The 24,984-nt window shown below is 66.6% G+C and carries 21 protein-coding genes; 13 read left to right on the forward strand and 8 right to left on the reverse strand.

All coding sequences use genetic code 11. The annotated features are described in order from the left end of the window. The first annotated feature begins 134 nt into the window (after positions 1-134). From IGS55_RS02440 to IGS55_RS02450, 3 genes are read left to right on the forward strand one after another with little or no spacing between them, the layout of a single operon-like run. Positions 135-1,727 (forward strand): acyl-CoA ligase (AMP-forming), exosortase A system-associated, encoded by a 1,593-nt coding sequence (locus IGS55_RS02440; protein ID WP_230515829.1) that lies wholly within the window; start codon positions 135-137, stop codon positions 1,725-1,727. Then, complete coding sequence (locus tag IGS55_RS02445; RefSeq protein ID WP_230515830.1) at positions 1,724-2,983, forward strand: pyridoxal-dependent decarboxylase, exosortase A system-associated; 1,260 nt, start codon at positions 1,724-1,726, stop codon at positions 2,981-2,983. The genes IGS55_RS02440 and IGS55_RS02445 overlap by 4 nt, the downstream gene beginning before the upstream one ends. Then, positions 2,980-4,923, forward strand: coding sequence for an asparagine synthetase B family protein (locus IGS55_RS02450; RefSeq protein ID WP_230515831.1), 1,944 nt, complete (start codon positions 2,980-2,982; stop codon positions 4,921-4,923). The genes IGS55_RS02445 and IGS55_RS02450 overlap by 4 nt, the downstream gene beginning before the upstream one ends. Here IGS55_RS02450 and IGS55_RS02455 read toward each other — a convergent pair. Both IGS55_RS02455 and IGS55_RS02460 read right to left on the reverse strand, forming a co-directional pair. Then, positions 4,832-5,767, reverse strand: a complete 936-nt coding sequence (locus tag IGS55_RS02455; protein WP_230515832.1) for a polysaccharide deacetylase family protein — start codon at positions 5,765-5,767, stop codon at positions 4,832-4,834. The genes IGS55_RS02450 and IGS55_RS02455 overlap by 92 nt on opposite strands. Further along, complete coding sequence (locus tag IGS55_RS02460; RefSeq protein ID WP_230515833.1) at positions 5,764-7,062, reverse strand: putative O-glycosylation ligase, exosortase A system-associated; 1,299 nt, start codon at positions 7,060-7,062, stop codon at positions 5,764-5,766. Before IGS55_RS02460 ends, IGS55_RS02455 begins: the two co-directional genes overlap by 4 nt. 138 nt (positions 7,063-7,200) lie before the next feature. Here IGS55_RS02460 and IGS55_RS02465 point away from each other — a divergent pair, with 138 nt between their 5' ends. From IGS55_RS02465 to IGS55_RS02495, 7 genes are all read left to right on the forward strand, one after another. Beyond that, positions 7,201-9,285, forward strand: a complete 2,085-nt coding sequence (locus IGS55_RS02465; RefSeq protein WP_230515834.1) for a glycosyltransferase — start codon at positions 7,201-7,203, stop codon at positions 9,283-9,285. 15 nt (positions 9,286-9,300) lie between these two features. Next, positions 9,301-10,782, forward strand: coding sequence for an oligosaccharide flippase family protein (locus IGS55_RS02470; protein ID WP_230515835.1), 1,482 nt, complete (start codon positions 9,301-9,303; stop codon positions 10,780-10,782). 2 nt (positions 10,783-10,784) lie between these two features. Beyond that, a complete protein-coding gene (locus IGS55_RS02475; protein ID WP_230515836.1) occupies positions 10,785-11,858 on the forward strand; it encodes a glycosyltransferase family 4 protein in 1,074 nt (357 codons plus the stop codon). After that, on the forward strand, positions 11,848-13,404 hold the full coding sequence (locus tag IGS55_RS02480; RefSeq protein WP_230515837.1) for an MBOAT family O-acyltransferase: 1,557 nt from the start codon (positions 11,848-11,850) through the stop codon (positions 13,402-13,404). The genes IGS55_RS02475 and IGS55_RS02480 overlap by 11 nt, the downstream gene beginning before the upstream one ends. Positions 13,405-13,406: 2 nt before the next feature. Continuing rightward, complete coding sequence (locus tag IGS55_RS02485) at positions 13,407-14,597, forward strand: hypothetical protein (protein ID WP_230515838.1); 1,191 nt, start codon at positions 13,407-13,409, stop codon at positions 14,595-14,597. Between the two features lie 28 nt (positions 14,598-14,625). Further along, the gene (locus IGS55_RS02490) at positions 14,626-15,819 is read left to right on the forward strand and encodes a hypothetical protein (protein WP_230515839.1); all 1,194 of its coding nucleotides are present in this window, start codon (positions 14,626-14,628) and stop codon (positions 15,817-15,819) included. Between the two features lie 88 nt (positions 15,820-15,907). Then, positions 15,908-16,912, forward strand: coding sequence for a 2-hydroxyacid dehydrogenase (locus tag IGS55_RS02495; RefSeq protein WP_230515840.1), 1,005 nt, complete (start codon positions 15,908-15,910; stop codon positions 16,910-16,912). Here IGS55_RS02495 and IGS55_RS02500 read toward each other — a convergent pair. After that, a complete protein-coding gene (locus IGS55_RS02500) occupies positions 16,901-17,263 on the reverse strand; it encodes a TfoX/Sxy family protein (RefSeq protein WP_230515841.1) in 363 nt (120 codons plus the stop codon). The genes IGS55_RS02495 and IGS55_RS02500 overlap by 12 nt on opposite strands. Positions 17,264-17,360: 97 nt before the next feature. Here IGS55_RS02500 and IGS55_RS02505 point away from each other — a divergent pair, with 97 nt between their 5' ends. The 3 genes from IGS55_RS02505 (at position 17,361) to IGS55_RS02515 (ending at position 18,399) form a co-directional block, all read left to right on the forward strand. Next, complete coding sequence (locus IGS55_RS02505; RefSeq protein WP_230515842.1) at positions 17,361-17,594, forward strand: hypothetical protein; 234 nt, start codon at positions 17,361-17,363, stop codon at positions 17,592-17,594. Continuing rightward, positions 17,591-18,058, forward strand: coding sequence for a MepB family protein (locus IGS55_RS02510; RefSeq protein ID WP_230515843.1), 468 nt, complete (start codon positions 17,591-17,593; stop codon positions 18,056-18,058). Before IGS55_RS02505 ends, IGS55_RS02510 begins: the two co-directional genes overlap by 4 nt. A 140-nt stretch (positions 18,059-18,198) precedes the next feature. Further along, the gene (locus IGS55_RS02515; protein ID WP_230515844.1) at positions 18,199-18,399 is read left to right on the forward strand and encodes a hypothetical protein; all 201 of its coding nucleotides are present in this window, start codon (positions 18,199-18,201) and stop codon (positions 18,397-18,399) included. A gap of 168 nt (positions 18,400-18,567) precedes the next feature. Here the strand turns inward: IGS55_RS02515 and IGS55_RS02520 are convergent, their stop codons facing one another. From IGS55_RS02520 to IGS55_RS02540, 5 genes are all read right to left on the reverse strand, one after another. Beyond that, positions 18,568-18,921 carry an RES domain-containing protein gene (locus IGS55_RS02520; RefSeq protein WP_230515845.1) on the reverse strand — a complete coding sequence of 118 codons (354 nt, stop codon included), beginning with the start codon at positions 18,919-18,921 and terminating at the stop codon, positions 18,568-18,570. Then, positions 18,860-19,285, reverse strand: a complete 426-nt coding sequence (locus tag IGS55_RS02525) for a hypothetical protein (RefSeq protein ID WP_230515846.1) — start codon at positions 19,283-19,285, stop codon at positions 18,860-18,862. Before IGS55_RS02525 ends, IGS55_RS02520 begins: the two co-directional genes overlap by 62 nt. An 84-nt stretch (positions 19,286-19,369) precedes the next feature. Further along, positions 19,370-21,805, reverse strand: a complete 2,436-nt coding sequence (locus IGS55_RS02530; protein ID WP_230515847.1) for a glycosyltransferase — start codon at positions 21,803-21,805, stop codon at positions 19,370-19,372. After that, on the reverse strand, positions 21,802-23,025 hold the full coding sequence (locus IGS55_RS02535; protein ID WP_230515848.1) for a TIGR04063 family PEP-CTERM/XrtA system glycosyltransferase: 1,224 nt from the start codon (positions 23,023-23,025) through the stop codon (positions 21,802-21,804). Before IGS55_RS02535 ends, IGS55_RS02530 begins: the two co-directional genes overlap by 4 nt. A 4-nt stretch (positions 23,026-23,029) precedes the next feature. After that, positions 23,030-24,982, reverse strand: a complete 1,953-nt coding sequence (locus IGS55_RS02540; RefSeq protein WP_230515849.1) for an XrtA/PEP-CTERM system amidotransferase — start codon at positions 24,980-24,982, stop codon at positions 23,030-23,032. Positions 24,983-24,984: the final 2 nt, after the last annotated feature.

Genomic DNA, 24,984 nt, shown 5'->3' on the forward strand with positions numbered 1-24,984 from the left:
GCCTCAAGCATTGCGCCTGACGGGCCGCCGTCCGCCGGGCGAAGTGCTTGCTTGATAAAAATCAACACTGCCGCGCCCGTTTGTCCCAATCATAGGGGAATGCATGGCAATCATGGCAACCTTGGGGCGACACGATGGCGACACTGATACACGATCTGATTTTTGAAACGGCGCAGCGCGCCCCCCACGCGCCGGCCCTGTCGTGGCAGGGCGAGGAGCTGAGCTATGCTGCGCTGGCGCAGTCCGTGCGCGAGGCGGCCGCGACCCTGCTGACCCTGGGCATGCAAGGTGGCGCGCGCGTGGCCGTGTACCTGGAAAAACGCCCGGAAAACGTCAGCGCCATGTTTGGCGCGGCGGCGGCCGGCGGCGTCTTCGTGCCCGTCAATCCGCTGCTCAAGCCGGACCAGGTGGCGTACATCCTGGCCGACTGCAACGTGGCCATCCTCGTCACCTCGCGCGAACGCCTGGCGCAGCTGGGCCCGGCGCTGGCCGCCTGCCCGGACTTGCGGACGGTGCTGCTGACGGGCGAAGGGGAGGCGGAGTCCAGCCTGGGCAAGCTGCGCGTGCTGCCGTGGAACGCTGCGCCCGCCTTTGGTGCGCCCCAGCCGCACGCGGCGATCGACATGGACATGGCCGCCATTTTATATACCTCGGGCAGCACGGGGCGGCCGAAAGGCGTGGTGCTGTCGCACCGCAACATGCTGGCCGGCGCGCTCAGCGTGTCGGGCTATCTGCGCAACACGCCGGAAGACCGGATTTTGTGCGTCCTGCCGCTCAGCTTTGATTACGGCCTGAGCCAGTTGACGACGGCGTTTGCCAGCGGCGCCTGCGCCGTGCTGATGAATTATCTGCTGCTGCGCGATATCGTCGAAGCCGTCGAGCAGGAAGCCATCACGGGCCTGGCCGCCGTGCCGCCGCTATGGGTGCAGCTGTCGCAGCTGAGCTGGCCCCTGTCCACGCCCTTGCGCTACATCACCAATTCGGGCGGCGTGATGCAGCGCTCCACGCTCGACAAGCTGCGCCAGTCGCTGCCGCGCACGCAGGTCTACCTGATGTATGGCTTGACGGAAGCGTTCCGCTCGACCTATCTGGCGCCGGAACAGCTGGAGCGGCGCCCCGATTCCATCGGACAAGCGATTCCCAACGCGGAAGTGCTCGTGTTGCGTCCGGACGGCAGCGCGTGCGACGCCGACGAGCCGGGCGAGCTCGTGCACCGCGGCGCGCTGGTGGCGCTCGGCTACTGGAACGACGCGGCGCGCACGGCCGAGCGCTTCAAACCGCTGCCGCCGCAGGCAAGCGGCCTGGTGCTGCCGGAACTGGCCGTCTGGTCGGGCGACACGGTGCGCCGCGATGCGGATGGCTATCTGTATTTCGTCGGGCGCAGCGACGACATGATCAAGACGTCCGGCTACCGGGTCAGCCCGGCCGAGATCGAGGAAGTCGCGTATGCAAGCGGGCTGGTGGGCGATGCCGCCGCGCTGGGCCTGCCCCATGCCGTGCTGGGCCAGGCCATCGCCTTGCTCGTCACGCCCGCGCCCGGTGTGGAATTGCAGCGCGACAGCGTGCTGGCGGCCTGCCGCGCACGCCTGCCCAGCTATATGGTGCCGCTGTGGGTGGAGATCCGCGACGGCGTGCTGCCGCGCAATCCGAACGGCAAGATCGACCGCCCCTTGCTGGCCCGGGAACTGGCGCGCGCGTATGCGGTCCAAACAGGAGACGCGGCATGAAGGACTTGATCCGCTCGAACAGTACGGAATTGCCCTTGCACGCGGCCCTGGGCCAGCAGTTTGCCATGGACGGCGACATGCTGCAGGTCGGCGGTATTTCTTTGCGCCAGTTGGCCCAGAGGGTGGGCAGCACGCCGTTCTATGCCTATGACCGCTCGCAGATCACGCGCCGCGTGGCGGAATTGCGCGCCGCCTTGCCCGCCGGCGTGCATGTGCATTACGCGATGAAGGCCAACCCCATGCCGGCCGTGGTGCAATGGCTGGCGGGCCTGGTCGACGGCATCGACGTGGCCTCGGGCGGCGAACTGGCCACGGCGCTCGATACGCCGATGGCGCCGGAGCGCATCAGTTTTGCGGGGCCGGGCAAGAGCGATGGCGAACTGGCGCGGGCCGTGGCCGCTGACGTACTGATCAACGTGGAGTCGGGCGCCCAGTTGGAGAGGGTGGCGCTGGCCAGCGAACGGCTGGGCGTGACGGCCAGGGTGGCCGTGCGCGTGAACCCCGATTTCGCCTTGCGCCGCACGGGCATGCGCATGGGCGGCGGCGCGCAGCCGTTTGGCGTCGATGCGGCCCTCGTGCCGGCGCTGCTGGGCCGCATCGGCCAACTGGGGCTGGATTTTCAAGGCTTTCACCTGTATGCGGGTTCGCAAAGCCTGTCGGCGGTGGCCCTGGCTGAAGCGCAGGCCCTGAGCGTGCAACTGGCCCTGCAACTGGCCGACAGCGCGCCGTCGCCCTTGCGCACCTTGAATGTCGGCGGCGGCTTCGGCGTGCCGTATTTTCCCGGCGACCAGGCGCTGGACCTGGCGCCCGTGGCGGACGGCTTGCAGCGGCAGCTTGACCTGCTGGCCCAGGCGGCGCCGGGCGCGCGCCTGAATCTGGAACTGGGCCGTTATCTGGTGGCCGAGGCCGGTATCTATGTGTGCAAGGTGATCGAACGCAAGGTGTCGCATGGACAAGTGTTTCTCGTCACGGATGGCGGCTTGCACCACCACCTGGCCGCCTCGGGCAATTTCGGCCAGCTGATCCGCAAGAATTACCCGGTCGCCATCGGCAACCGGCTGCATGGCGGGGCGCGCGAAGTGGCGTCCGTCGTGGGACCGTTGTGCACGCCGCTGGACTTGCTTGCCGATCAGATGGAGATGGCGCGCGCTGAAGAGGGCGATCTGGTGGTCGTGTTCCAGTCGGGCGCATATGGCTTGACGGCCAGCCCGACGGCCTTTCTCGGCCATCCGCTGCCGGCCGAGGTGCTCGTATGAGCGGCCTGTGCGGTTGGCTGGCGGCGCCTGGCGGGGCAGCGGGCTCTGTCGTCGCTGATACCGATACCAGTGGCGCCGCGCTGGCCAGCATGGCCGCGCCCCTGTCGCGTTTCGATAGCGCCCCCCTGATTGCCTGCGTGAGCGAAGTGGGTGGCGTGGCCGTGGCCGCCATCGACGGCAGCCGCCATGTGTATCAGCAGGATGGCTTGCAAGTGGCCATCTGGGGCCGGCCCATGCTTGACGGCTCGGCCGACGACGTGGCAGGCCGCCTCGCGTCCCTGTGGCTGAGCCGGGGCGTGGCGGCCTGCGCCAGCCTGTCCGGGCCATTTGCTGTGGCCATCCTCGACGCCTTTTCCGGCTCGGTCCTGCTGGCCGTGGACCGCGCCGGAATCCACCCCCTCAGCTATGCGGGCAATGCGCAAGGCCTGTTCTTTGCCTCCTCGCATGACGCCTTGCTGGCCCATCCGTCCGTGCGGGGCGCGCTCGATCCGCAGGCGCTGTATCACTACCTGTTCTTCCACATGGTGCCTGGCCCGGCCACGGCTTACCTGGGCCAGCAGCGCTTGCTGCCCGGCGAATACCTGCATGTGCGCGGCGGCAAGCAATGCAAGGGCAGTTACTGGCAACTGGCCTTCCAGGAGCCGGGCGCGGCGCGCACGCGGGCCAGCTTTGCCAGCAACAAGCAGGAATTCCTGCGCCTGCTGCGCCAGGCCGTGGAAAGCAGCCTGGGCGCGGATGGGGCGGACACGGGCGCGTTTCTCAGCGGCGGCACGGACAGCTCCACCGTGGCCGCCATCATGGGACAAGTGACGGGCCGGCCCGCGCGCACGTATTCCATCGGTTTTGACGCGCCCGGCTACGACGAAATGGCCTATGCGCGCCTGGCCGCCAGCCACGCGGGCAGCATCCATCACGAGCGCTACGTGACGCCGGACGACGTGCTGGCCGCCATTCCCGCCATGGCGGCCATCTTCGACCAGCCTTTCGGCAACGCCTCGGCCATTCCCGCCTTTTACTGCGCGCAGATGGCGCGCGAGGATGGCGTGATCCGCTTGCTCGGCGGCGACGGCGGCGATGAGCTGTTTGGCGGCAATGAGCGCTATGCGCACCAGGCCTTGCTGTCGCAGTACGAGCGCTTGCCGGCCATGCTGCGCCAGGCCATTATCGAACCGCTGCTGTTCCGCGCACGCGCGGGCAAGTCGTGGCGGCTGGGCGACAAGGCGCGCCGCTACATCGAGCTGTCGAGCCTGCCGCTGCCGGCCCGGCTCGACAGCTACAACCTGCTGCTGCGCCATGGCCACCGCACGGTGCTGGAAGCGGGTTTCATCGACACCATCGACCCGGCCATGGCGCCCGGTTGCGTGAATGGCGCGTATTGGGAGCGCCAAGGCCAGGGCTTGAGCCAGATCAATGAGCTGCTGGCGCTCGACATGCGTTTTACCTTGGCCGACAACGACCTGTTCAAGGTACGCAAGGCGTGCGAGCTGGCTGGCGTGGAAGCGGCGTTTCCCCTCCTGCACGATGCGATGGTGGCGTTTGCCGCCCGCCTGGCGCCGCGGGACAAGCTCGACGGCATGCGGCTGCGGCCTTTCTTCAAGCGGGCGCTGGCGGAAATCCTGCCGCCCGCCATCGTGCGCAAGAAAAAGCACGGCTTCGGCTTGCCCTTCGGCCTGTGGCTGCACAGCCATCCTCCGCTGCGCGAGTTTGCGTTCGACAACCTGACGCAGCTGCGCGGGCGCGGCATCGTGCGGCCCGCCTTCATCGACGATCTGCAAGGGCGCCTGCTGGCGGAACACCCGGCCTATCACGGCACCATGGTCTGGCTGCTGCTGATGCTGGAACAATGGCTCAGCCAGCATCCGGGCGCGCTGGGTGCGCTTGCCGGCGGTTTTGCCGCATGCGCCACAGAAACGCCAGCCGTCCTCGATCCCACGGCGTAAAGCGGGGCAGCTGCAGCAGGTCGAGCTCCGCGCCGGGGCGCGCCACGCCCCAGTCCGTGGCCACGGCCGCCTTGAAACCGAAGCTCCTGACCATCGCCACGTGCGGCGCGCCATAGTCGCGCCCGGCCTTGCCGTTCGGATACGCAAACAGGGTGACGGGCGCCTGGATCAAACTTTCCAGCTGGCGCTTGCCGTCGGCGATGTTTTGCCGCGCGGCGTGGTCCGGCAAGGTGGACAGAATCGGGTGGCTGTCCGTGTGCGCGCCCACCTCCATGCCGGCCGCATGCAACTGGCGCAGCTGCGCCGTGCTCAGCATGGCGGGCGGACCTGCCAGAACGCCCGCCTGGCGGCGTATCCGCATGGCCAGCTGCTGGCGCCTGGCGAACGGCAGGTATTTGAGCTGCCCCAGCAGGGTGGCGATGGCAGCTTGCCGCTGCGCCAGGCTGGCGACGGGGAACGTCCCCAGCTCGTGTTTGCGCAAGTCCAGCACGGGCCCGGCCGCCTGGCGCACGGCGTCGATCACCGTGTCGTTCCACATCTGTCCGCCGTCCAGGTAGCCCGTGGCGATGAAAAACGTGGCGTGCATGCCATGGCGCTGCAGCAGCGGCAGGGCGACTTGCGCATTGTCCGCATAGCCGTCGTCGAAGGTGATGCAGGCGGCGCGTTGCGGCAGGTTGCCATTCTGCAAGCGCTGCACGGCATCGCTCAGCGATAGCGGCGTATAGAAACATTTCAACAAGCGCAGCTGGCGTTCGAACAGCACGGCGTCCACTTCGCCGGGAAACAGCGGGTCGGGCCGCGCCAGCACGCGGTGGTAGATCAGGATGGACAAGGTGGCCGTCATGGCTGCTCCACAATGGCGGCCCGGGGCCTGGCCTGGCGGGAAGCAGAGGTGAGCGTGGGCACCTGCCGCTCGACGATGATGCGCGTGGCGATCAGGGCGGCCATCAGGTAATACGGCATGTCGAAGTACAGCAGGCTGAGGAAGGCGCCGCCCACGGCAAAGCCGATCAGGCTGGCCTGGCTCATGGTGGCCAGGCCGTGCGCCCAGCGTAGCTCCGGCTTGCCCCGCGTGCGGCGGATGATGGCGGCGGCCGTGCGCCAGGTGGCGATGCCCAGCGCCAGGTAAATCAGCAAGCCGACAAAGCCGTGTTCGCCCAGCGCCTGGAAATAAATGCTGTGCGCCGCATGCACGTCCATGGGGTTGGGCGCATAGCGGGCAAAGATGGCGGCGTCGGAAACGTCGAAGCCGCCGCCGGGAAAACGGTCGCGCGCCAAATTCCAGGCCATGCGCCAGGCATTCAGGCGGCCCATGGCGGAGACGTCGTCCTGATACGTGTTGATGGTGTCCATGCGTTCGGCCCAGCGCTCGGGCATGAAGGCCAGCAGCAGCGGCGCGACGGCGCCGAGCAGCGCGCCCAGCACCATCTTGCGGTCGCTTTTCAGCCACATGAACAGGCCCATGGCGGCAATGGCCAGCAGCCCGCCGCGCGAATACGAGCCCAGCGCCGCCAGGGCCGACAGCAGCATCGCCGCCGTCAGGCCATGGCGCACCCAGCGTCGGTGTTTTTCCGTGTTTTGCTGCAGATAATACATGAGGGGGATGGTGATGATCAGGGCCAGGGCCAGCGCATTGTTATCCCCGATAAACGTTTCTTCCGGCCCCCAGACCCGGTCCGTGCCGCCGCTGCGGATGGTGAAGATGCCGCCTTTCACGCCGTAATAGCCGATCGACCCCACCAGCACCCACACCAGGCGCACGATGTCGCGCCGCGTGCGTATCACCATCATGATGACAAAGCTCATCAGCATGATCTTCATCACCTTGTTCCACTGCACCCATGACGATTCCGGAATCAGGGCGAACGGGGCCGTGACATTCATCCACATGACGAACAACAGCAGCAGCACGCTGACCGGCGTGAGCGGCAGGTTTTTCGGCTCGCGCGTCATCACGAGGCTGACCAGGGTGGCGATGGCGATGATGAAGGCGAACGGCATGTGGGTGGCAAAGCCCCAGCCCTGCGTGTGCGGGTTCATCACGCTGACCCAGACCCACATCAGGCCGCCGGTGGCCGGTGTCTTCAGGATGAAGGGCAGGGAGCCCAGGATGATGATGGTAATCAGTATGTCGCGCATGAAGGGAGACGCTCCTGGTTGTGCCCGGGTTGGCAAGGTCTTGATGCCTGTCAACGGGCTGGCGGGCAGGCTCAGTACACTGGATCAACACTGCTTGAGTACATCGTTTTGTCATGGTAAGACCAAGGAGGCATGTCCTTGTTGACCGTTCTCATGGCGACCTACAATGGCGCCGGCACCTTGCCCCAGGTATTGCGCGCCTACATGGGGTTGCGAGCCCCCGTGGGCGGCTGGCGCCTGATCATCGCCGACAATGGCAGCACGGACGACACGGCCCAGGTGATCGCCGCCTTTCGCGGCCGCTTGCCCTTGCGTTCCATCTACGTGGCGCGGCGCGGCCGCAGTCCCGCCCTGAACGGGGCCGTCGAACATGCCTTGCGTTCAAGCGGCGATGGCGGCGAGCTGTTCGTGTTTGGCGACGACGATGCCATGCCCGCATCGGACTGGCTGTGCCGCCTGCAGGACTGCGCGCGCGCTCACCCCGGCTACGCCCTGTTCGGCGGCGCCATCGTGCCCGCCTGGCGCGAGCAACCGCAAGACTGGCTGCTGCGTCTGACCCCCGTTGGCCTGACGTGGGGCATCACCAGCCCCGATTTGCGCGACGCGCCCATCTATCCGGGCCTGGTCTGGGGCGCCAACATGGCGATACGCCGCCGCATCTTCGAGGCGGACGCCCGCTATGACGAAAGCATCGGCCCGCAGGGGGCCAACTACGCCATGGGCAGCGAAACCCGGCTCAACCTGGAGATGCATGCGGCCGGCAATCCTTCCTGGTTCTGTCCGCAAGCCAGAGTGGCGCACATCATCCGCGCCCCGCAAGTGCAGCGCGCCTGGATACTGCGCCGCGCCATGCTGTTCGGCCGGGGCCAATGCCGTCTGGCGACATTGGCACCGAGCGTGGAGTTGCTGGGCGTACCGCGCTGGATGCTGGGCAGATACGTGCGCGACTCCCTCGGCGCCGTGCGGGCCTGGCTGCGGCGCGACCGTGCCGACCTGTTCCTGCGCCAGTGGGAACGGGCCTGGCTGCGCGGTTTCTTCCATGAAGCGTGGCGCGGACGGCGCAAACGCTTGCCGCGCATCGTCATCAGCAGTTATTCGGGTGAACTGGGCGGCATGGAGCTGCGCATGGCGCAAGAGGCGAAAGTGCTGGGCGCGAGCGGCTATGACAGCGTGCTGGCCCTGCGCCGCTTTCCCGGTTTTACTGCCTGGGTGCAAGGTTTGCGCGCGCAGCACCTGCAAGTGCGCGTGTACGAGCCGCCCTTGTTTCTCGAACACTGGGCCTGGCGGCGCTGGAACTGGCTGCGCGCCAGGGTCACGGGGGCGTGGCGGCTGCGGCGGCTGCGGCCCGACCTCGTCCACGTGGCGTTTTGCTGGACCAGCTATGGCGCTTCCATCCTGTGGCTGGCGCGGCAATGCCGGCTGCCGGCCGTGATCAGCGTGCACAATGCGTTTCCTCTGGAAGCGTTCAGCGACTGGCAGCGGCCCCGGCTGCAGGAAGCGTTCCGCACCGTCAAAGGCGTGTATGCCGTGTCGCCGTCGGCCATGCGGCATTTCCTCGAGCTGTATCGCGGCATGCTGAACCCGGAAACGCGGCTGGCCGTCATTCCCAATGGGGTCGATACGGATACTTTTATCGCCTCTCCCGAACGGCGGATACTGGCGCGCAAGCAGCTGGGGCTGCCGCCGGACGCGCTCGTGCTCGGCTGCGTGGCCCGGCTCTCCGCGCAAAAGCGCCCGCAGGCGCTGCTGGCCCTGTTCGCCAGGCTGGCCGCGCAGTTTCCCAATCTATATTTAGTGCTGCTGGGCACGGGGCCGCTGGAAGCCATGCTGCGGCTGCAGGCGCAGCAATCGGGCCTGCAGGACAGGATCGTGTTTGCCGGCTTCCAGCAGCGTGTCGAGTTGCTGATGCCGGCCTTCGACCTGCATGTGCTGCTCAGTAAAAACGAGGGCTTCGGTATCGCCACGATCGAGGCCATGGCGTGCGGCGTGCCGGCCGTGGGGACGGACGTGCCGGGCACGCACGATATCCTGCACGATAGCGAAGGCGGGCTGCTGCTGCCGCTCGACGACGAGCATGCCGCCTGCGCGGCCGTGGCGCAACTCTTGATGGACGCGCCCCGGCGCGCCCGCATGGGACGGCTGGCGCGCGAGGAAACCGTGCAGCGTTATTCGATGCCGCGCCTGGAACGCCAGCTGCGCGCGTTTTACGCCGGCCTCGTGTAGGCGCGGGCGGCCCGCATGAGCGCCACCCGCCACTCGTTTTTCTTTTCGTTCGCCGAAAAATACACGGTGCTGCTGCTGGGCATCGTCGCCACCATGGTGCTGTCGCGTTTGCTGACGCCAGCCGAAGTGGGCGTGTATTCGCTGGGCGCCGTGCTGGTGGCGCTGGCGCAAGTGGTGCGCGACTTTGGCGTGGGGCAATACCTGATCCAGGAAAAGCAGCTCAACGCCGTGAAATTGCGCGCGGCGCTGGCTGCCAGCCTGCTCGTCGCCTGGCTGCTGGCCGGTGTGGTGCTGCTGGCCAGCGCGCCGCTCGCCCATTTCTATGGCGAACCGCGGCTGACCCTCGTGCTGCGCTTGCTGGCGATCAATTTCCTGTTGATACCGTTCAGCGCATTAACGTTACCGATGTTGCGCCGGCAACTGCGCTTTCGCGCCATCTACGCCATCAATGCGGCCAATAGCGTCGTCAACCTGCTGGTGGCCGTGCTGCTGGCGCTGCAGGGCTACAGCTACATGAGCATGGTGTGGGCGGCGCTGGCCGGTTCCTGCGCGTCGCTGCTGGTGAGCCTGCTGGTGCGGCCTGCGGAGCTGCCGTGGCTGCCGGGGCGGCGCGGCATGGGCGATATCGCCCGCTTTGGCGCGTATGCGACGGGGGGCGGCCTCGTCGACGAGGCGGGCGTGGCGGCGCCGGACCTCATCATCGGCAAGCTGATCGGCATTGAAAGCCTGGCCCTGTTCGGCAAGGCGCAAAGCGTACTGAATATCTTTAACCAGGCCATCACCAGCGCCATTTCTCCCGTCGTGTTTCCCCTGTTCGCGGCGCGCGCGCGCGAAGGTGGGGAACAAGGGGGGCAGGGTGGGGCGGAGCTCGTGTATTTGCGCACGATCAGCTACATGACGGCGCTGGCGTGGCCGTTTTTTCTCTTTCTCTCCTGCATGGCTTTGCCCTTGGTCAAGGTGTTGTATGGCACGCAATGGCTAGGCTGTGCGCCCTTGATACGCATCATGTGCCTGTCCTCGGCCGTGTATAGCATGTTCAGCATGGCCCGCTACCTGTTCGTGGCGACGGGCCAGCTGCATGCGCAGGTGCGGCTCGATGCCTGCGCCGGTGTCATCAAAGTGGCGCTGCTGCTGGCCGCGGCGCCGTTCGGCCTGGTGGCCGTGGCCTGGGCCGTGGTGCTCAGCAATGTGCTGCGCAGCTGGCTGAACTACCGCTGCCTGCGGCGCTTGAGCGCGCTGGACTGGCGCATCCTGGCGCGCGCCTTGCGCAAGAGTCTGTTGCTTTGCGGTGTCAGCGCCGTCGCGCCCGTCGCTTCGCTGCTGTGGCTGCCAACGGACACCCCGGCGCTGCTGGCGCTGCTGGGCACGGCGTTGGCCACCTTGCTGTGCTGGCTGGCCGGTCTGTTCCTGTTGAAGCATGAGCTCGCTGGAGAATTTCTGTTGTTGCAACGCAAGCTGGCTGGCCGTTGGCTGGCAGTCAAATGCACGAAAGGATGACCATGCGTGTCGGTATCTTGTCCTACCCGATGCTGTTCCAGCGCGACGGCGGCTTGCAGATCCAGGTACGCGAAACCATTGCCGCGCTGAAGCGGCTGCCCCAGCAGCCGGCGCGTCCGCTGGAAGTGGAGCTGGTTGACGCCAACCATCAGCGGCTGGCCGATTTCGACGTGCTGCACGTGTTTTCAGCGAGCAATGGCACTTACCGCATCATGGAAATGGCCAGCGAGCAAGGCGTCCCCGTCGTGCTGTCGCCGCTGTTGTCGCCGGGCTGGGGCCGCGCCAGCGCCTGGCGCGCGCGCCTGGCCGACCGGCTGGCGGGGCGCCTGACGGAATGGATGGTGCAAACGAGCTATGCGCAAACGCGGCGCGCCTTGCAGCTGGCCGATGTGGTGATCGCGCTGGGCGAGGCCGAGCGCGACGCCATCGTGCAAGGTTTCGGCATGCCAGCCGACGCCATCCGCGTCTTGCCCAATGGAATCAACCCGCATTTTTTCACGGCCAATGGCGACCTGTTCCTGCGCGAAACGGGTATCGCCGGGCCGTTCGTGCTGATGGTGGGCAGCATTTCGCCGTATAAAAACCAGCTGGGACTGGCCCAGGCGCTGGCGGGCGCCGGCTTGCCCCTGGTGCTGATCGGCGCCGCGCCGCGCGAACAGCAGGCGTATCTGCAGCTGCTGCTGGACTTGCCGCACGTCAGCTGGCTGGGCGCGCTCGACCATGCAGACCCGCTGCTGGCCAGCGCCTACCATGCGGCGGCCGTGGCGGCCTTGCCCAGCCAGGGCGAGGTGTTTCCCCTGAGCGTGCTCGAAGCGCTGGCGGCCGGCACGCCCGTCGTCATGACGGCGCAAAGCGCGCTGGACTTGCCCGACTCCATCTTTGCGCTGCGCAAGGTGCGCTGGGACGATGGCCCCGCGCAGCGCCAGGCCATCCTCGAACTGCTGGCGCTGCCGCCCGAGCGCTCGCGCGTGCAAGCCCTCGTGGAACGCTTTACGTGGGAACGGGTGGCGGCCCAGATTGCCGATTGTTACTACCAGGCGCAGTCGCTGCCTGCCAGGAGGCAACATGCTGTTTAATTCCTTCGCCTTCCTGTTCGGCTATCTGCCCATTGTGCTGGCCGGCTATTTTCTGCTGGACCGCCTGGCACCTGCCGCCGGCACGTCCGCCAGCTGGCGCCGCCTGGCCCCCGCGACGTGGCTGGCGCTCGCGTCTTTGTTTTTCTATGCCTGGTGGGACGTGCGCTACCTGCCGCTGCTGCTGGCGTCCATCTGCGTCAATTACGGCGCGGGGCGCATGATCGGCGCGCGCGCGGGCGCGGCCCGCAAGCGCGCGCTGGTCGTGGCGCTGGCGCTGAATCTGGGCCTGCTCGCCTACTACAAATATGCGAATTTCTTCATCGACAACGTCAATGCCGTCGCCGCCAGTGCCGGCGCTGCCAGCGAGCCCCTGTCCGGCCTCGACATCATCCTGCCGATCGGCATCTCGTTTTTTACCTTCACGCAGATCGCCTTCCTCGTCGATTGCTACCGGGGCGAGGTGCGCGAATACCGTTTCATCCATTACGTGCTGTTCGTCAGCTATTTCCCCCACCTGATCGCCGGCCCCGTGCTGCACCACCGCGACATGATGCCGCAGTTCGCCGACCCGGCCAACGCCCACCCGCGCGCCGCCAATTTCGCCATCGGCCTGTCGATCTTCACCATCGGCCTGGCCAAGAAGGTGCTGATCGCCGACAACCTGTCGCCGCTGGCCATCCCCATCTTCGCGGCAGGCGCCGAGCCCACGCTGATCGAGGCGTGGATCGGCGTGCTGGCCTACACGTTCCAGCTGTATTTCGACTTTTCCGGCTATTCCGACATGGCCATCGGCCTGTCGCGCCTGTTCGGCGTGAAATTGCCGCTGAACTTCAATTCGCCCTACAAGGCCGCCAATATCGCCGACTTCTGGCGCCGCTGGCACATGACCTTGTCGCGTTTCCTGCGCGACTATTTATATATTCCGCTGGGCGGCAGCCGGCGCGGCGAAGCCATGCGCTACCGCAACCTGATGCTGACCATGCTGCTGGGCGGCCTGTGGCATGGCGCCGGCTGGACGTTTGTCATCTGGGGCGGCTTGCACGGCCTGTACCTGGTGCTGCAGCAGGCGTGGCAGCGGGTGTTCGGCGCGGCGCGCTCCCGCTGGTGGCCCACCTTGCTGACCTTTCTTGCCGTCATGCTGGCCTGGGTCTTCTTCCGCGCGCCCGACGTGGCCACGGCTTGGGATATTACGGGCGCGCTGGTGGGCGCGAACGGCGTGAGCCTGCCGCGCGGCCTGGCCAGCCAGGCATCGAGCCTGGCGCAGTGGGGCATGCATCCCGCGTTCGACGGCATCCGCTGGATCGAACTGGCCGGTCCGGGCTTGCCCGTGCTGCTGGCGGCGATGCTGCTGGCATTCAAGGCGCCCAATACGCAAGAAATATTCTTTCTCTACGAGCCTGCGATTGAAAGAATCTTTCAGCCCGCAGGGCGCTGGGTTTTCAGCTGGCGACCCACGTCGCGCTGGAGCGTGGGCTTGGCCGCGCTGTTCGTCGCCTGCATCTTCGGCATGAACCGGGTCACCGAATTTCTTTACTTCCAGTTCTGAGCATGGACACCGCCGGCCGCCGCTATCTTGCCTGCTTTCTTGCCTGCGTGTTCCTGGTGTTGGGCGGCATCTCGTTGCTGAACTACCAGGTCGATCCCTATTTGCTGCACCAGTGGGACAGTCCCCTGGTGCAGCGCCCGCGCCAGTTGAATGAAAAGCTGGGCGCCTGGGCCAAGACCTATGCCGTGGCGCGCTACCGGCCGGCCATCATCTACATCGGCAATTCGCGCACGGAACTGGGCTTGCCGACGGGCGTGCGCGCCTTGTTCGGCGGCAAGAGCATCTTCAACAGCGCCGTGTCCGGCGCCTCGATCGGTGACGCCATCCGCCTGGCCGAGCATGCGGCCAGGGTCAGCCGCGTCGAGACCATGGTGTGGGGCATCGACGCGCCCACGTTTTCCCTGGACATGGGCGCGGCGCGGGTGGAAGACAGCCTGACGGGCGCCCGGCACGGCTTTTTCGCCCAGCGCGCCCTCGTCAACCTGAAGCGCGGCCTGACCCTGGACATGACGGAAGACAGCGTGCGCATCCTCACCGGCAATGCGGGCGATGTCTGCCGCTCCAACCTGGCCCGGTATGGGCAGCGCGACGAGACCTGCACCCTCAAGGGGATACAGCATTGGCTGGGAACGCAGGACGCCATTCCCGTGCGGCTGCAGGAGTTTGGCGATGGCCTGGGGCCGACGCCACCCTCGATACCCGCGTTTGACGCCAGCATAGGGAAGCTGTGCAGTAGCGGCGTGCGCCTGCGCATGTACATCAATCCCACGCACGCGCTGACCTTGTACGCGCTGCACTGGCGCGGCAAGTGGGAGGCCATGCAGGCCTGGCAGCGCGGCCTGGTGCAGATCACCGAGCGCCACCGCCAGCAGGGCTGCGACGTGCGGCTGTATGATTTTTCCGGCTTTAACAGCATCACGACGGAAGCGACGCCGCTCGTCAGCGGCAAGCCCGACATGCATTATTACTGGGAAGTGTCGCACTACCGGGACAATGTGGGCCGTTTGATCCTGGCGCGCCTGTTTGGCGGCGACACGCCGGCGCCAGCCGATTTCGGCGTGGAACTGACGCAGGCCAACGTCGACGCCCACCACGCGGCCACGCGCGCGGCGCGCGACCGCTATCGCGTGGAACATGCGCGCGAGGCCGCCTATACGGAGCGGGTGCTGGACGGGCCGCTGATCCGGCGTTGAACGCCATTTTTCACTTCCAATGCCGACCATGGATACCAACGCCCGCCGCTACCTCGCCATCTTCCTTGCCTGCGCGCTGGCCGCGCTGGCCGCCGTTTCCGCCGTTAATTACCATGTCGATCCGTACTTGTTGCACCAGTGGGACAGCCCGCTGCTGCAGCGATTGCGGCCGACGACCGAAAAACTCAGCGTGTGGAGCAAGACATATGCCGTGGCGCGCTACCGGCCCGCCATCGTCTATATCGGCAATTCGCGCACGGAAATGGGCTTGCCTACGAGTAGCATGCGTACCTTGTTCGATGGCAAGAGCGTCTTCAACAGCGCCGTCTCGGGCGCCTCGATCGGCGAGGCCATCCGCCTGGCCGAGCACGCGGCCACGGTCAGCCATGTCGACACCATGGTGTGGGGCATCGACGCGCCCTCGTTCTCGCTGGAACTGGGCTCGGCCGGCGTGGAGCCGGGTTTGACGGATCCCGCTCCCGCGTTTTTCGCGCGCCGCGCCTTGCTCAACATCAAGCGTGGCCTGACCGTGGACATGACCCAGGATAGCTGGCGCATCCTCAGCGGTACCTATGATGGCGTCTGTCTGTCCAGCCTGGCCCTGTACGGCCAGCGCGACGAGTCCTGCCTCACCAGCCGCAACCGCGTCTGGGTCGGCACGGCGCGCGCCTTCAAGCCGCGCCTGCAGGAATTCGGCGACGGCCTGGGCCCGACCGCACCCGCGCTGCAAGCCTTCGATGCCAGCGTCGGCAAGCTGTGCCGTGGCGGCACGCGCCTGCGCCTGTACATCAATCCCACGCACGCGCTCACGCTCGACGCCCTGTACTGGCGCGGCAAGTGGGACGCCATGGAAGCCTGGCAGCGCGATCTGGCGCAGATGGCCGGGCGCTACCGGCGCCTGGGCTGCGACGTGCGCCTGGTTGATTTTTCCGGCTTCAACAGCATCACCAGCGAGCCGATCCCGCAGGTGACGGGCGCGGGCGCGATGCGTTATTACTGGGAAGCGTCGCACTACCGCGACAATGTGGGCCGGCTCATCCTGGCGCGCCTGTTCGGCGGCCCCGAGCAGCCGCCGGCGGACTTCGGCGTCGAGCTGACGGAAAGCGGCATCGCGGCGCACCAGGCGGCCACGCGCGCCGCGCGCGAGCGCTACCACGCGCAGCACGCCGAGGAAACGGCGTATCTGCGCCACGTGCTGACCTTGCCGCGCGAACCCCAATAGGCGATCAACGGTGCCAGGCGGACGCCGTGGGGCAGGGCGCTTGCGCTATGATGATGTTTTGCCATTCAGCAAGTTCCAGGACGCCCCCATGAAAATCGCCTTCTTTGCCAGCCAGCCCTACGACCGCCGTTTCTTCGATGAAGCCTTGCCGTCCCAGCCCGAGTCCGCCGGCATCGAACTGGTCTACCACAGCGCCTTGCTGAGCCAGGAAACCGTGGTCCTGGCGCAAGGCGCGGACGCCGTGTGCGTCTTCGTCAACGACGTGCTCGACGCGCCCGTGCTCGAAGCCCTGCATGGCTACGGCGTGCGCGCCATTGTGCTGCGCTGCGCCGGCTACAACAACCTCGACCTCGAAGCGGCCAAGCGCCTGGGCCTGTTCGTCGCCCGCGTGCCCGCGTATTCTCCGGAAGCCGTGGCCGAATATACGCTGGCCCTCGTGCAAACCCTGAACCGCCATACGCACCGCGCCTACGCCCGCGTGCGTGAAGGCAATTTCTCGCTCGATGGCTTGCTGGGTGCCACTTTGTTCGGCAAGACGGTCGGCATCGTCGGCACGGGCAAGATCGGCCTGGCCACGGCGCGCATTTTCAAAGGTTTCGGCTGCACGGTGCTGGGCCACGACCCGTATCCGGCGCCCGCGTTCGCGGAGCTGGGCACGATGGTGGAACTGCCGCGGCTGCTGGCCGAGTCCGACATCGTCTCGCTGCATTGCCCCTTGATGGACAGCACGCGCCACATGATCAGCGAAGCAACCTTGCCGCTGATGAAGAAGGGTGCCATGCTGGTGAATACCTCGCGCGGCGGCCTGATCGACACGGGCGCCGTCATCGAGGCGCTCAAATCGCGCCAGCTGGGCTCATTGGCCATCGACGTGTACGAGCAGGAAAGCAATCTGTTCTTCCAGGACCGCTCGTCCGACATCATCGACGACGACGTTTTCCAGCGCCTGATGACGTTCCCGAACGTGCTGGTGACGGGCCACCAGGGCTTCTTCACCATCGAAGCGCTGCGCGAAATCGCCGCCATCACGTATCACAACCTGCAATGCTTCCGCCTGGGCAAGCAATGCGAAAACAGCGTACTAGCTGCTTGACGCCGGTTTCTTGGGCTTGGGCGGCGGCTTGGGTTTCGGCAGCGGCAAGGCGTCGGCCGTGCGCCGCGCCAACTGGCTCAGCCAGTCGCGCTCATCCCACAGCCCGCCATCAATGAGGAAATACGGCTTGGCTTGCGGATAGGGCGGCGCTTCCTGCGGCGTGCCTTGCGCGGCTATCCAGGCGCGGCCCGCGTCCGTCGGCTTGATGAAGAGCTGGTCGTCGGCGACGATGGCGAACATCTTGCCGTCGCAATACAGGCCGTACTCGCCAAACATCTTTTTCGCGCTGATACTGCCCGCGCCCGCCATCTGGTCGAGCAAAAAATCCACCGTGCCTTGCTGTGATGCCATGTCGTCCTCCTTGTGAAGGAAGAGTGTAGCGCACTGGCGAGGATGGCCCGGTGCGGCTACACTACGCCCATTGATTTTTTTGCATGACCTAATTCCCATGACACCCCAGCATATTGTTCACCGCGGCATCATCATCGTCACCCTGGCCGCCAGCGACGCCATCGAAACCCATTGCGCACCGGGCCAGACGGCCATCCGCGAGCAGGACGACGGCTGGTGGCTGTATTTTGTCGACGAAGACGGCAAAGTCGATGGCTACGACAGCCCGTTCGCCAGCCACGCCGAAGCGCTGTGGGCGGCCAAGGCCGCAGCCGAGTTCAGCGCGCAATGAAGGCCAGTCCCTGGGCTTTCCTGGGCTTGCCGCAAGCGCCCGTGCCGGAAGCGGAAAGCGCGGAATACGGCGCCTGCCGCGCCGACCTGCACGGCAAGCGCCTGGTCTTGCGCGTGGCGAAAACCACGCCGACGAAAACCGGCCAGTTCGTCACCGTCTGGAAGCGCCCCCATCCCGACGCCGAGATCGCCCCGCTGGACGAAGCGGACCCCGTCGATGCCGTCATCATCGCCGTCACTGACGGTGCGCAGCACGGCTTCTTCATTTTGCCGCGCAGCGTGCTGCTGGAACGGGGCGTGATGTCGCGCGCCGGCCAGGGCGGCAAGCGCGCGCTGCGCGTATATCCGCCGTGGTGCGCGCCGGAAGCGCCGCAGGCGCAGCGCACGCAGCGGTGGCAGGGAGAGTGGTTTGTGGCAGCGGGGGATCAGTTGCGGCTGGGGTGGCTGCTGGAGCCGGCTCTCTAAATGTCAGTTTTCAGGCAAATCAATCCCGGCGGCAGCCAGTTTGCAACTATTGGATAGTTTCCGAGTGGAATTTATCTGTATAGTCTTGCAACGTTATGGCAGCCAGCGCTGTCATTTTTTGAATCATCTGGGAGAAAAAGATGGGTAGCCTCAGTATCTGGCATTGGCTGATTGTTTTGGTAATTATGTTCACCGCTATTTTTCCCGCTTGGAAGATCGTCTCCAAGGCTGGGTTTTCTGGCTGGTGGAGTTTGTTGTCATTCATTCCAGTCGTCGGTTTTTTTGCCCTGTGGGCATTTGCACTGATCGAATGGCCTGCTAAGGTACGCAACGAGAAGTAATGTGATTATTTGTCAGGCCTGCGCTATGGCCCCGTGCATATGAGAAATCGATCTCGACGGAGTGCCATGTCTATGGTGAGCGGCAATTTTGGCGCCGCACGTATATGATGAAACAGACCTGTTGCGCAGTAAGCAGGGCTTTGCGTTTTTATTGGACGGCTGGCGATCTCACGCAGGAATGATATTAAACAGTCGCATGGCATCCGGCATTTCCGGTGCCGCTATAAGCTGGACAGGTCCACCAACGGCCGTGAGATAGGACCTGGCGCGATCAAATACCACGACCGCCTTTTCGTTGCTGAAATGACGCGACATATATAGGAAGCCATCGACCTGGAGCGGATTGCAATACACGGCCAGCGCCCATTGTTGCGGCAGCGTGTAACTTGAGGTGCCGGTCAGGCCAGCATGTCCGCCCATCTGCTTGATCAAATGGCCGGTCAGGTCAAACAGTCGCAAACTACCAATGCTCGGCCAGTGTTCTTGAATCGACCAATTCTCCTTTCTTTTCCAGGCTCGCATATCTTTGCATTTCCTGGCGGGAAAACTGATCGAGGAATGCCTGGTTTTCTGGCGGAATCGTGCTTATACCGGCTTGCATTGTATGTGTGCGCTGGAATCGCTGGATCAATTCCTGGAGATCTGCACTAGAAACCACAGGCACTCCCGGCAGCTGTTGCGGTACAAACGCCACTTCCTCCCCGCGCGCATGTCGGGCTGCCCGCTTGGTGCGTCGTATCTTGACCAATACGTAGCCATCGCCAAGGTCGATGCCTCTCGCCCCGATTTTCCGGATCGAATCACCCAAGGCCTCGCTCGGGTCAGGTAGCGCCATTCGATGCGTGCTCTTCGCTTTCTCCGGCTTTGGAACTTCCAACTTTGCCATGACACCCTCCAGTTGCGATACCAAATTCTACTCCAGAACCTGATATTGACAACCAAAGCAACTTTTTGTCGTAGCGTATCGGCGTCAAGCCACCTTGCTCACCACATACCGGTACTTGCCCGACGCCTCCGCCGCGATCTCGTCGACTTCCTCGACGGCGATGTCGACCTGCGCGCCCAGCCTGGCCTGGAAGCCGGTGACGATGGCGCTGCGCGTGGCGTCGTCCAGGCGCGGCAGGCAGACCAGCAGCACCCGCGTGCGCAGCAGGCTTTCCTGGATGATTTTAAAACTGCGCACTTGCGGCAGTTCGCGCACGATGTAGACGAGGGCCAGGCCGTGCATGACGGTGCCGTCGGCCGCCGTGAGGAAATCCGTGCTGCGCCCTTCGATTTTCTGCAGCAGGGGCAGGCCGCGTCCGCAGGCGCACGGTTCGCTGCCCAGCGCGCCCACGTCGCCCGTGGCGTAGCGGATGAACGGGTAGTCTTGCGTGGCCAGGTGGGTGACGACGATGTCGCCCGTGGCCCCTGGGGGCAATGGCCGGCCCTGGCCATCAAGGATTTCCACGATGATGTCTTCGGCCGTGATGTGCATGCCGCCGTCCGGGCATTCGTGGGCGATGAAGCCCGCGTCGCGCCCGCCGTAGCCATTGGCCACGGGGCAGGCGAAGGCGGCCGCGATCTGTGCGCGTTGTTCGTCGTACAGGCGCTCGGCCGTGACGAATGCCACTTTCACGCCCAGGCCGTCGAGCGGCAGGTCGCGTGCCGCGGCATGGCTGGCGATGCGGCACAGGGCCGACGGGTAGCCGAACAGCATGCGCGGGCGCCAGCGGCGCAATTGCTGCACGTAGCCGTCCAGGCGCGCGGGCGACATGGCAAACGCGGGCAGCAGGGTGGTGCGCAGCAGCGCATCGCGCAGGCGGCGCACGCGGTCTTGCGCATGCAACTCGATGGGGGAACCCCACAGCACGGCTTCGCGGTCGCCGATGTCGACGCCCCACCAGCGCGTGGCGCGCCACTTGGCGGCGATGTCGTGGCTGACCCTGCGCCGGCCGAGGAAAAACTGCAGCGGCTCGCCGCTGGAGCCGCCCGTGGCGAACGGGCGCAGGCCCACGGCGCGGGTGGACTTGAAGCTGTCGCGCGCGGCGGCGATGTCGCGCTTCCTCAGCAGCGGCAAGCGGGACAGGTCGGAAAGCTGGCGCACCTGATCCGGATCGAAACCGCTGCGGGCGAACAGGGCGCGGTAGTAGGGCACGTGATCGGCCGCGTGGCGCAGCAGCGCGCGCAATCGCGCCAGCTGCCACTCTTGCAGTTGCTCGGTGCTCCACCATTGCGAGCGTTCCATCCGGCGCAGCAGGCGCGCGCTGTGGTGGCCCTTGCACCATTCATGCAGGGGAAACAGCCAGCGGGCGACGAGGCGCGTGTAGGCGCCGGGGCGCGGCGCGGCGCGGATGCGGCGGTAATGGGCGGCCAGCTTGGGCGCGATGTCGGGCCAGCCGAAGGTGGCGGCGTGCGCCAGGCCCGCCTGCACTTGCTGCCGCGTGCGCGCCGGGTCGCGCAGCAGCGCCAGGATGGCGTGCGCCATGGCGGCAGGGTCGCCGGGCGGCACGAGCAGCGCCGTCACGCCGTCCTGCAGCAGGGCGGGGATGCCGCCCACGTTGGTGCTGACGACCGGCACGCCGCAGGCCAGTGCTTCGAGCACGGAATTGGGCATGTTGTCGGCCAGGCTGGGATTGAGGACGATGTCGCTGGCCTGGTACAGGGCCGGCATGGCGGCGTTGTCGACGGGGCCGGTGAAGCGCACGGCGTCGGTCACGCCGAGCGACCTGGCCAAGCGCGCCAGCGCCGCGCGCTCGGGCCCGCCGCCGGCCAGCACCAGGCGCGCCGCGGGAAACGCCTCACGCACGATGGCGAAGGCGCGCACGGCGCTGGCGTTGTCGTACAGGCTTTCCAGGTGCCGCGCCACGAGGATGCACGGGGCGTCCGCGGCTGCTGTGCGTGGCGTGGCTGGCCTGAATCGCTGCAAGTCGACCATGTTCGGCACGATGTGGGCCGTAAGGCCGTATTGTTCGAAGACGCCGGCCAGATAGGCCGACGGCACGACGATGGCGCTGGCGCGGCGCAGGCTGAACGCCACCAGGCGCGGCGAACGGGCGAAAAAAACGGCCGCTTCGCCGCCCCGGTAATTGAGCAGGGCAGGCTTGCCTTTCAGGCTGGCGATCCACAGCGCCGGCGCGGCTTGCAAATGCCAGGACCAGCCGGAATTGGCCATGATATGGAACAGGTCGACCGTATTGGCCGTGCGCCACAAGCGCCACAGCAGCAGGGGCAGGCGCAGCGCGGCGCGCAGGTAGCGGATGCGCGCCAGCCACGGCGGCAGATGCGGTCCGTTGACGGCCAGCAGCTGCACTTGCGCGCCGTCCTCGCGCAGCTTGTGCGCCAGCTGCGCCGTCTGATTCGCCATGCCGCCGGCCGGCGGCGGCAGCGGGCCGACCAGCGCGATGCGCAGGCCCGTGAAGATCATGGCGCGGCTCCCGCCGCTTCCGCCGACACGCGCGCATACACGGGCGCATAGCGGCCCACGCTGGCGCCCCAGCTGCGCTCCGTCTCGACAAACGCGCGCGCCTGCCGCCGCAGCGCCGGCCAGCTGGCGGGCGCCAGCAGCAGGGCCAGTATGGCTTGCGCCAGCGCTTCGGCGTCGCCGGCGCGAAACAGCATGCCTGTCTTGCCATGGTCGACCAGTTCGCGGTGGCCGCCCACGTCGGACGCCACCACGAGGCGGCCCTGCGCCATCGCCTCTAACGGTTTCAAGGGCGTCACCAGCTCCGTCAGGCGCATCGGCAGGCGCGGATACACGCAGATGTCGACCAATTGATAATAGGCGGCCACCTGCGCATGCGGCACTCTGCCCGCGAAGACCACGGCGTGGGCTATGCCCAGTTGCTCCGCCAGCGCCCGCAGCGCCGCGTCCTGCGGACCGCCTCCGGCCAGCAGCAGCCGCAATGCCGGCTGCGCCGCCAGCAGGCGCGGCATGGCGCGCAGCAGCAGGGCCAGTCCCTCGTAGGCATAGAATGAGCCGATGAAGCCGAGAACCAGATGGCCATGCAAGCCCAGTTTGTGCGCCAGCCAGAGGTCGTCGGGCGCGGTGATGCTGAAGGCCCCGGTATCGACGGCGTTCGGAATCACGGTGATTTTATGCGCGGGCACGCCGCGCGCGCACAGCTCGCGCCGCAGGCCGTCGCAGATGGTGGTGACGGCATCGGCGCGGCGCAGCGCATAGGTTTCCAGCGCGCGCGTGAGCCGGTAGCGCAGACCGCCTGGCCGGCTGCTGCCATGGTCGGCGGCCGCGTCTTCCCATAAGGCGCGTACTTCATACACGACGGGGATGCCCAGCGCGCGACCCGCGTTGAGGGCGGCGATGGCGTTCAGCGCCGGTGAATGCGCATGCAGGATGTCGGGCTTGAGGCGTTGCGCCAGTTGGCGCAGGCGCATGGCAAGGCCGATGATGACGGCCACTTGCCGCAGCACGGGCAGGCGCGCCCACCAGCGCGCATCGGGCGCCGTGCGGTAGAAATGCCAGCCGTCGACCAGCTGTTGCGGGCCATCGGACGGGCCCTGTTTGGCACTGGTGAGCTGCGTCGTGTGCCAGCCCAGCGCGCGCTGCTGCCGCAGGATGGCCAGGGTGCGGAAGGTATAGCCGCTGTGCAGGGGCAGCGAGTGGTCGAGGATGTGCAGGATGCGCATGGCTTCAGTCCATGGCCATGGCCGGTGCGGGCGCCGGCACCTGGCGGCCATCAATGGGCAGCACCTGGCGCAGGAACGCTTCGAACATCAGCAGCGACCATAACGGCGCGCTGTAGTCGCGCCGCCCGCTCGCATGCTGATCGAGCAGCAGGCGCACGTAATCCATGTCGAACAGGCCGCACTGCGCCAGGGTGCGGCCCAGCAGCCGCTGTTGCAGGCGCTGGCGCAGCGGGCCGCGCAGCCAGTCGGCCAGCGGGATGGAGAAGCCCATCTTCTGGCGGTACAGCAGGGTATCGGGCAGCAGCGGGCGCAGGGCTTTTTTCAGCAGGTATTTGCCTTCGCCGCGCCGCAGCTTGAATTGCGGCGGCAAGCCCGACATCCACGCCACCAGTTCATGGTCGAGCAGTGGCGAGCGCACTTCCAGCGCATGCGCCATGCTGGCCCGGTCGACTTTGGTGAGGATGTCGCCGGGCAGATAAGTTTTCAAGTCCAGGTACTGCACCTGCGACAGGGGATCTTGCGCGGGGCTGGCCAGCGCGTGGCGGCGCAGCACCTCGACGGCGCGGTAACCGTGCAGGCTGCGCCGCAGCTCTGGGCTGAACAGGCGCGCGCGCATGGCGTCGCCCAGCAGGCTGACGCCGTGAAAATACGCGTCCGTCGTGTCGCGCGCCAGACCCTCGAACGTGGTCTTGGCGCGCAGGAAGCGGGGCGCCCAGTCGGCCTTCGGATACAGCCGCCCCAGGGTGCCGAACAGCGACTGGCGCAAGCCGGCCGGCAGCAGCGGGTCCATCGCCTTGCGCACTTTTTCCTCGCGCGTGTGCAGGCGGTAGCGCCGGTAGCCGGCCAGGCTTTCATCGCCGCCGTCGCCGGACAGGGCCACCGTGACACGCTGGCGCGCCAGCTGGCAGACGCGGTAGGTGGGCATGGCGGAACTGTCGGCGAACGGTTCGTCGTACAGGTTGGCCAGCAGGTCGATCAGTTCGAAGTCATCCTGCTCGACCTGGCGCGCATGGTGCGCCGTGCCGTAGCGGCGCGCCACCAGGTCGGCGTAGCGCGCCTCGTTGTATGCCGGGTCGCCGAACGAGATGGAACAGGTGTTGACGGGCGTGCTGCTGACGCCGGCCATCAGCGCCACGACGGCGCTCGAATCGACGCCGCCGGACAGGAATGCCCCCAGCGGCACTTCGGCCACCATGCGGATGCGCACGGCTTCGCGCAGGCGCGCCAGCAGTTCGTCGGCCGCCTGCGCCTCGCTGGCGGGGGGATTCGGTGCGAAGGGAATGTCCCAGTACGATTGCGGCGCCGGCAGCGGCTGGCCCGCGCGGATGGACAGGGTATGTCCGGGCGGCAGCTTGCGCGCGTGCTGGAAGATGCTGCGCGGCTCGGGCACGTAGCCGTAGGCGAAATACTCTTCCACCGCCAGCGGGTCGAGCGCGCGCGGCATGGCCGGATGCGCGAGCAGGGCTTTGAGTTCGGAGCCGAACAGCAAGGTGCCGTCCTGCGCCTCGCCGTAGTACAGGGGTTTGACGCCGAGGCGGTCGCGCGCGAGGAACAGCAGGTGGCGGCGGCGGTCCCACAGGGCGAAGGCGAACATGCCGCGCAGGCGCCGCACGCATTGTTCGCCCCATTGTTCCCAGGCGTGGACGATGACTTCCGTGTCGCTGCTGGTGCGGAACTGGTGGCCGAACTGGCGCAGTTCCGCCATCAGGTTGCGATAGTTGTAGATTTCGCCATTGAAGACGATGGCGATGCTGCGGTCGGCGTTGAACAGCGGCTGCTGGCCGCTGGCCAGGTCGATCACGGACAGGCGCCGGTGCGCCAGGCCCAGGCCCGGCTCGCGGTGCAATCCCCCTTCATCCGGCCCCCGGTGGCGCAGGCTGTGGTTCATGCGCGCCAGCAGCAGCACGTCGATGTCGCGCTGGCCCTGCAAATCAAAGATGCCGCTGATGCCGCACATGG

The organism is Janthinobacterium sp. EB271-G4-3-2 (assembly GCF_020858035.1).
In the GTDB taxonomy this organism is placed as follows: domain Bacteria; phylum Pseudomonadota; class Gammaproteobacteria; order Burkholderiales; family Burkholderiaceae_D; genus Janthinobacterium; species Janthinobacterium aestuarii.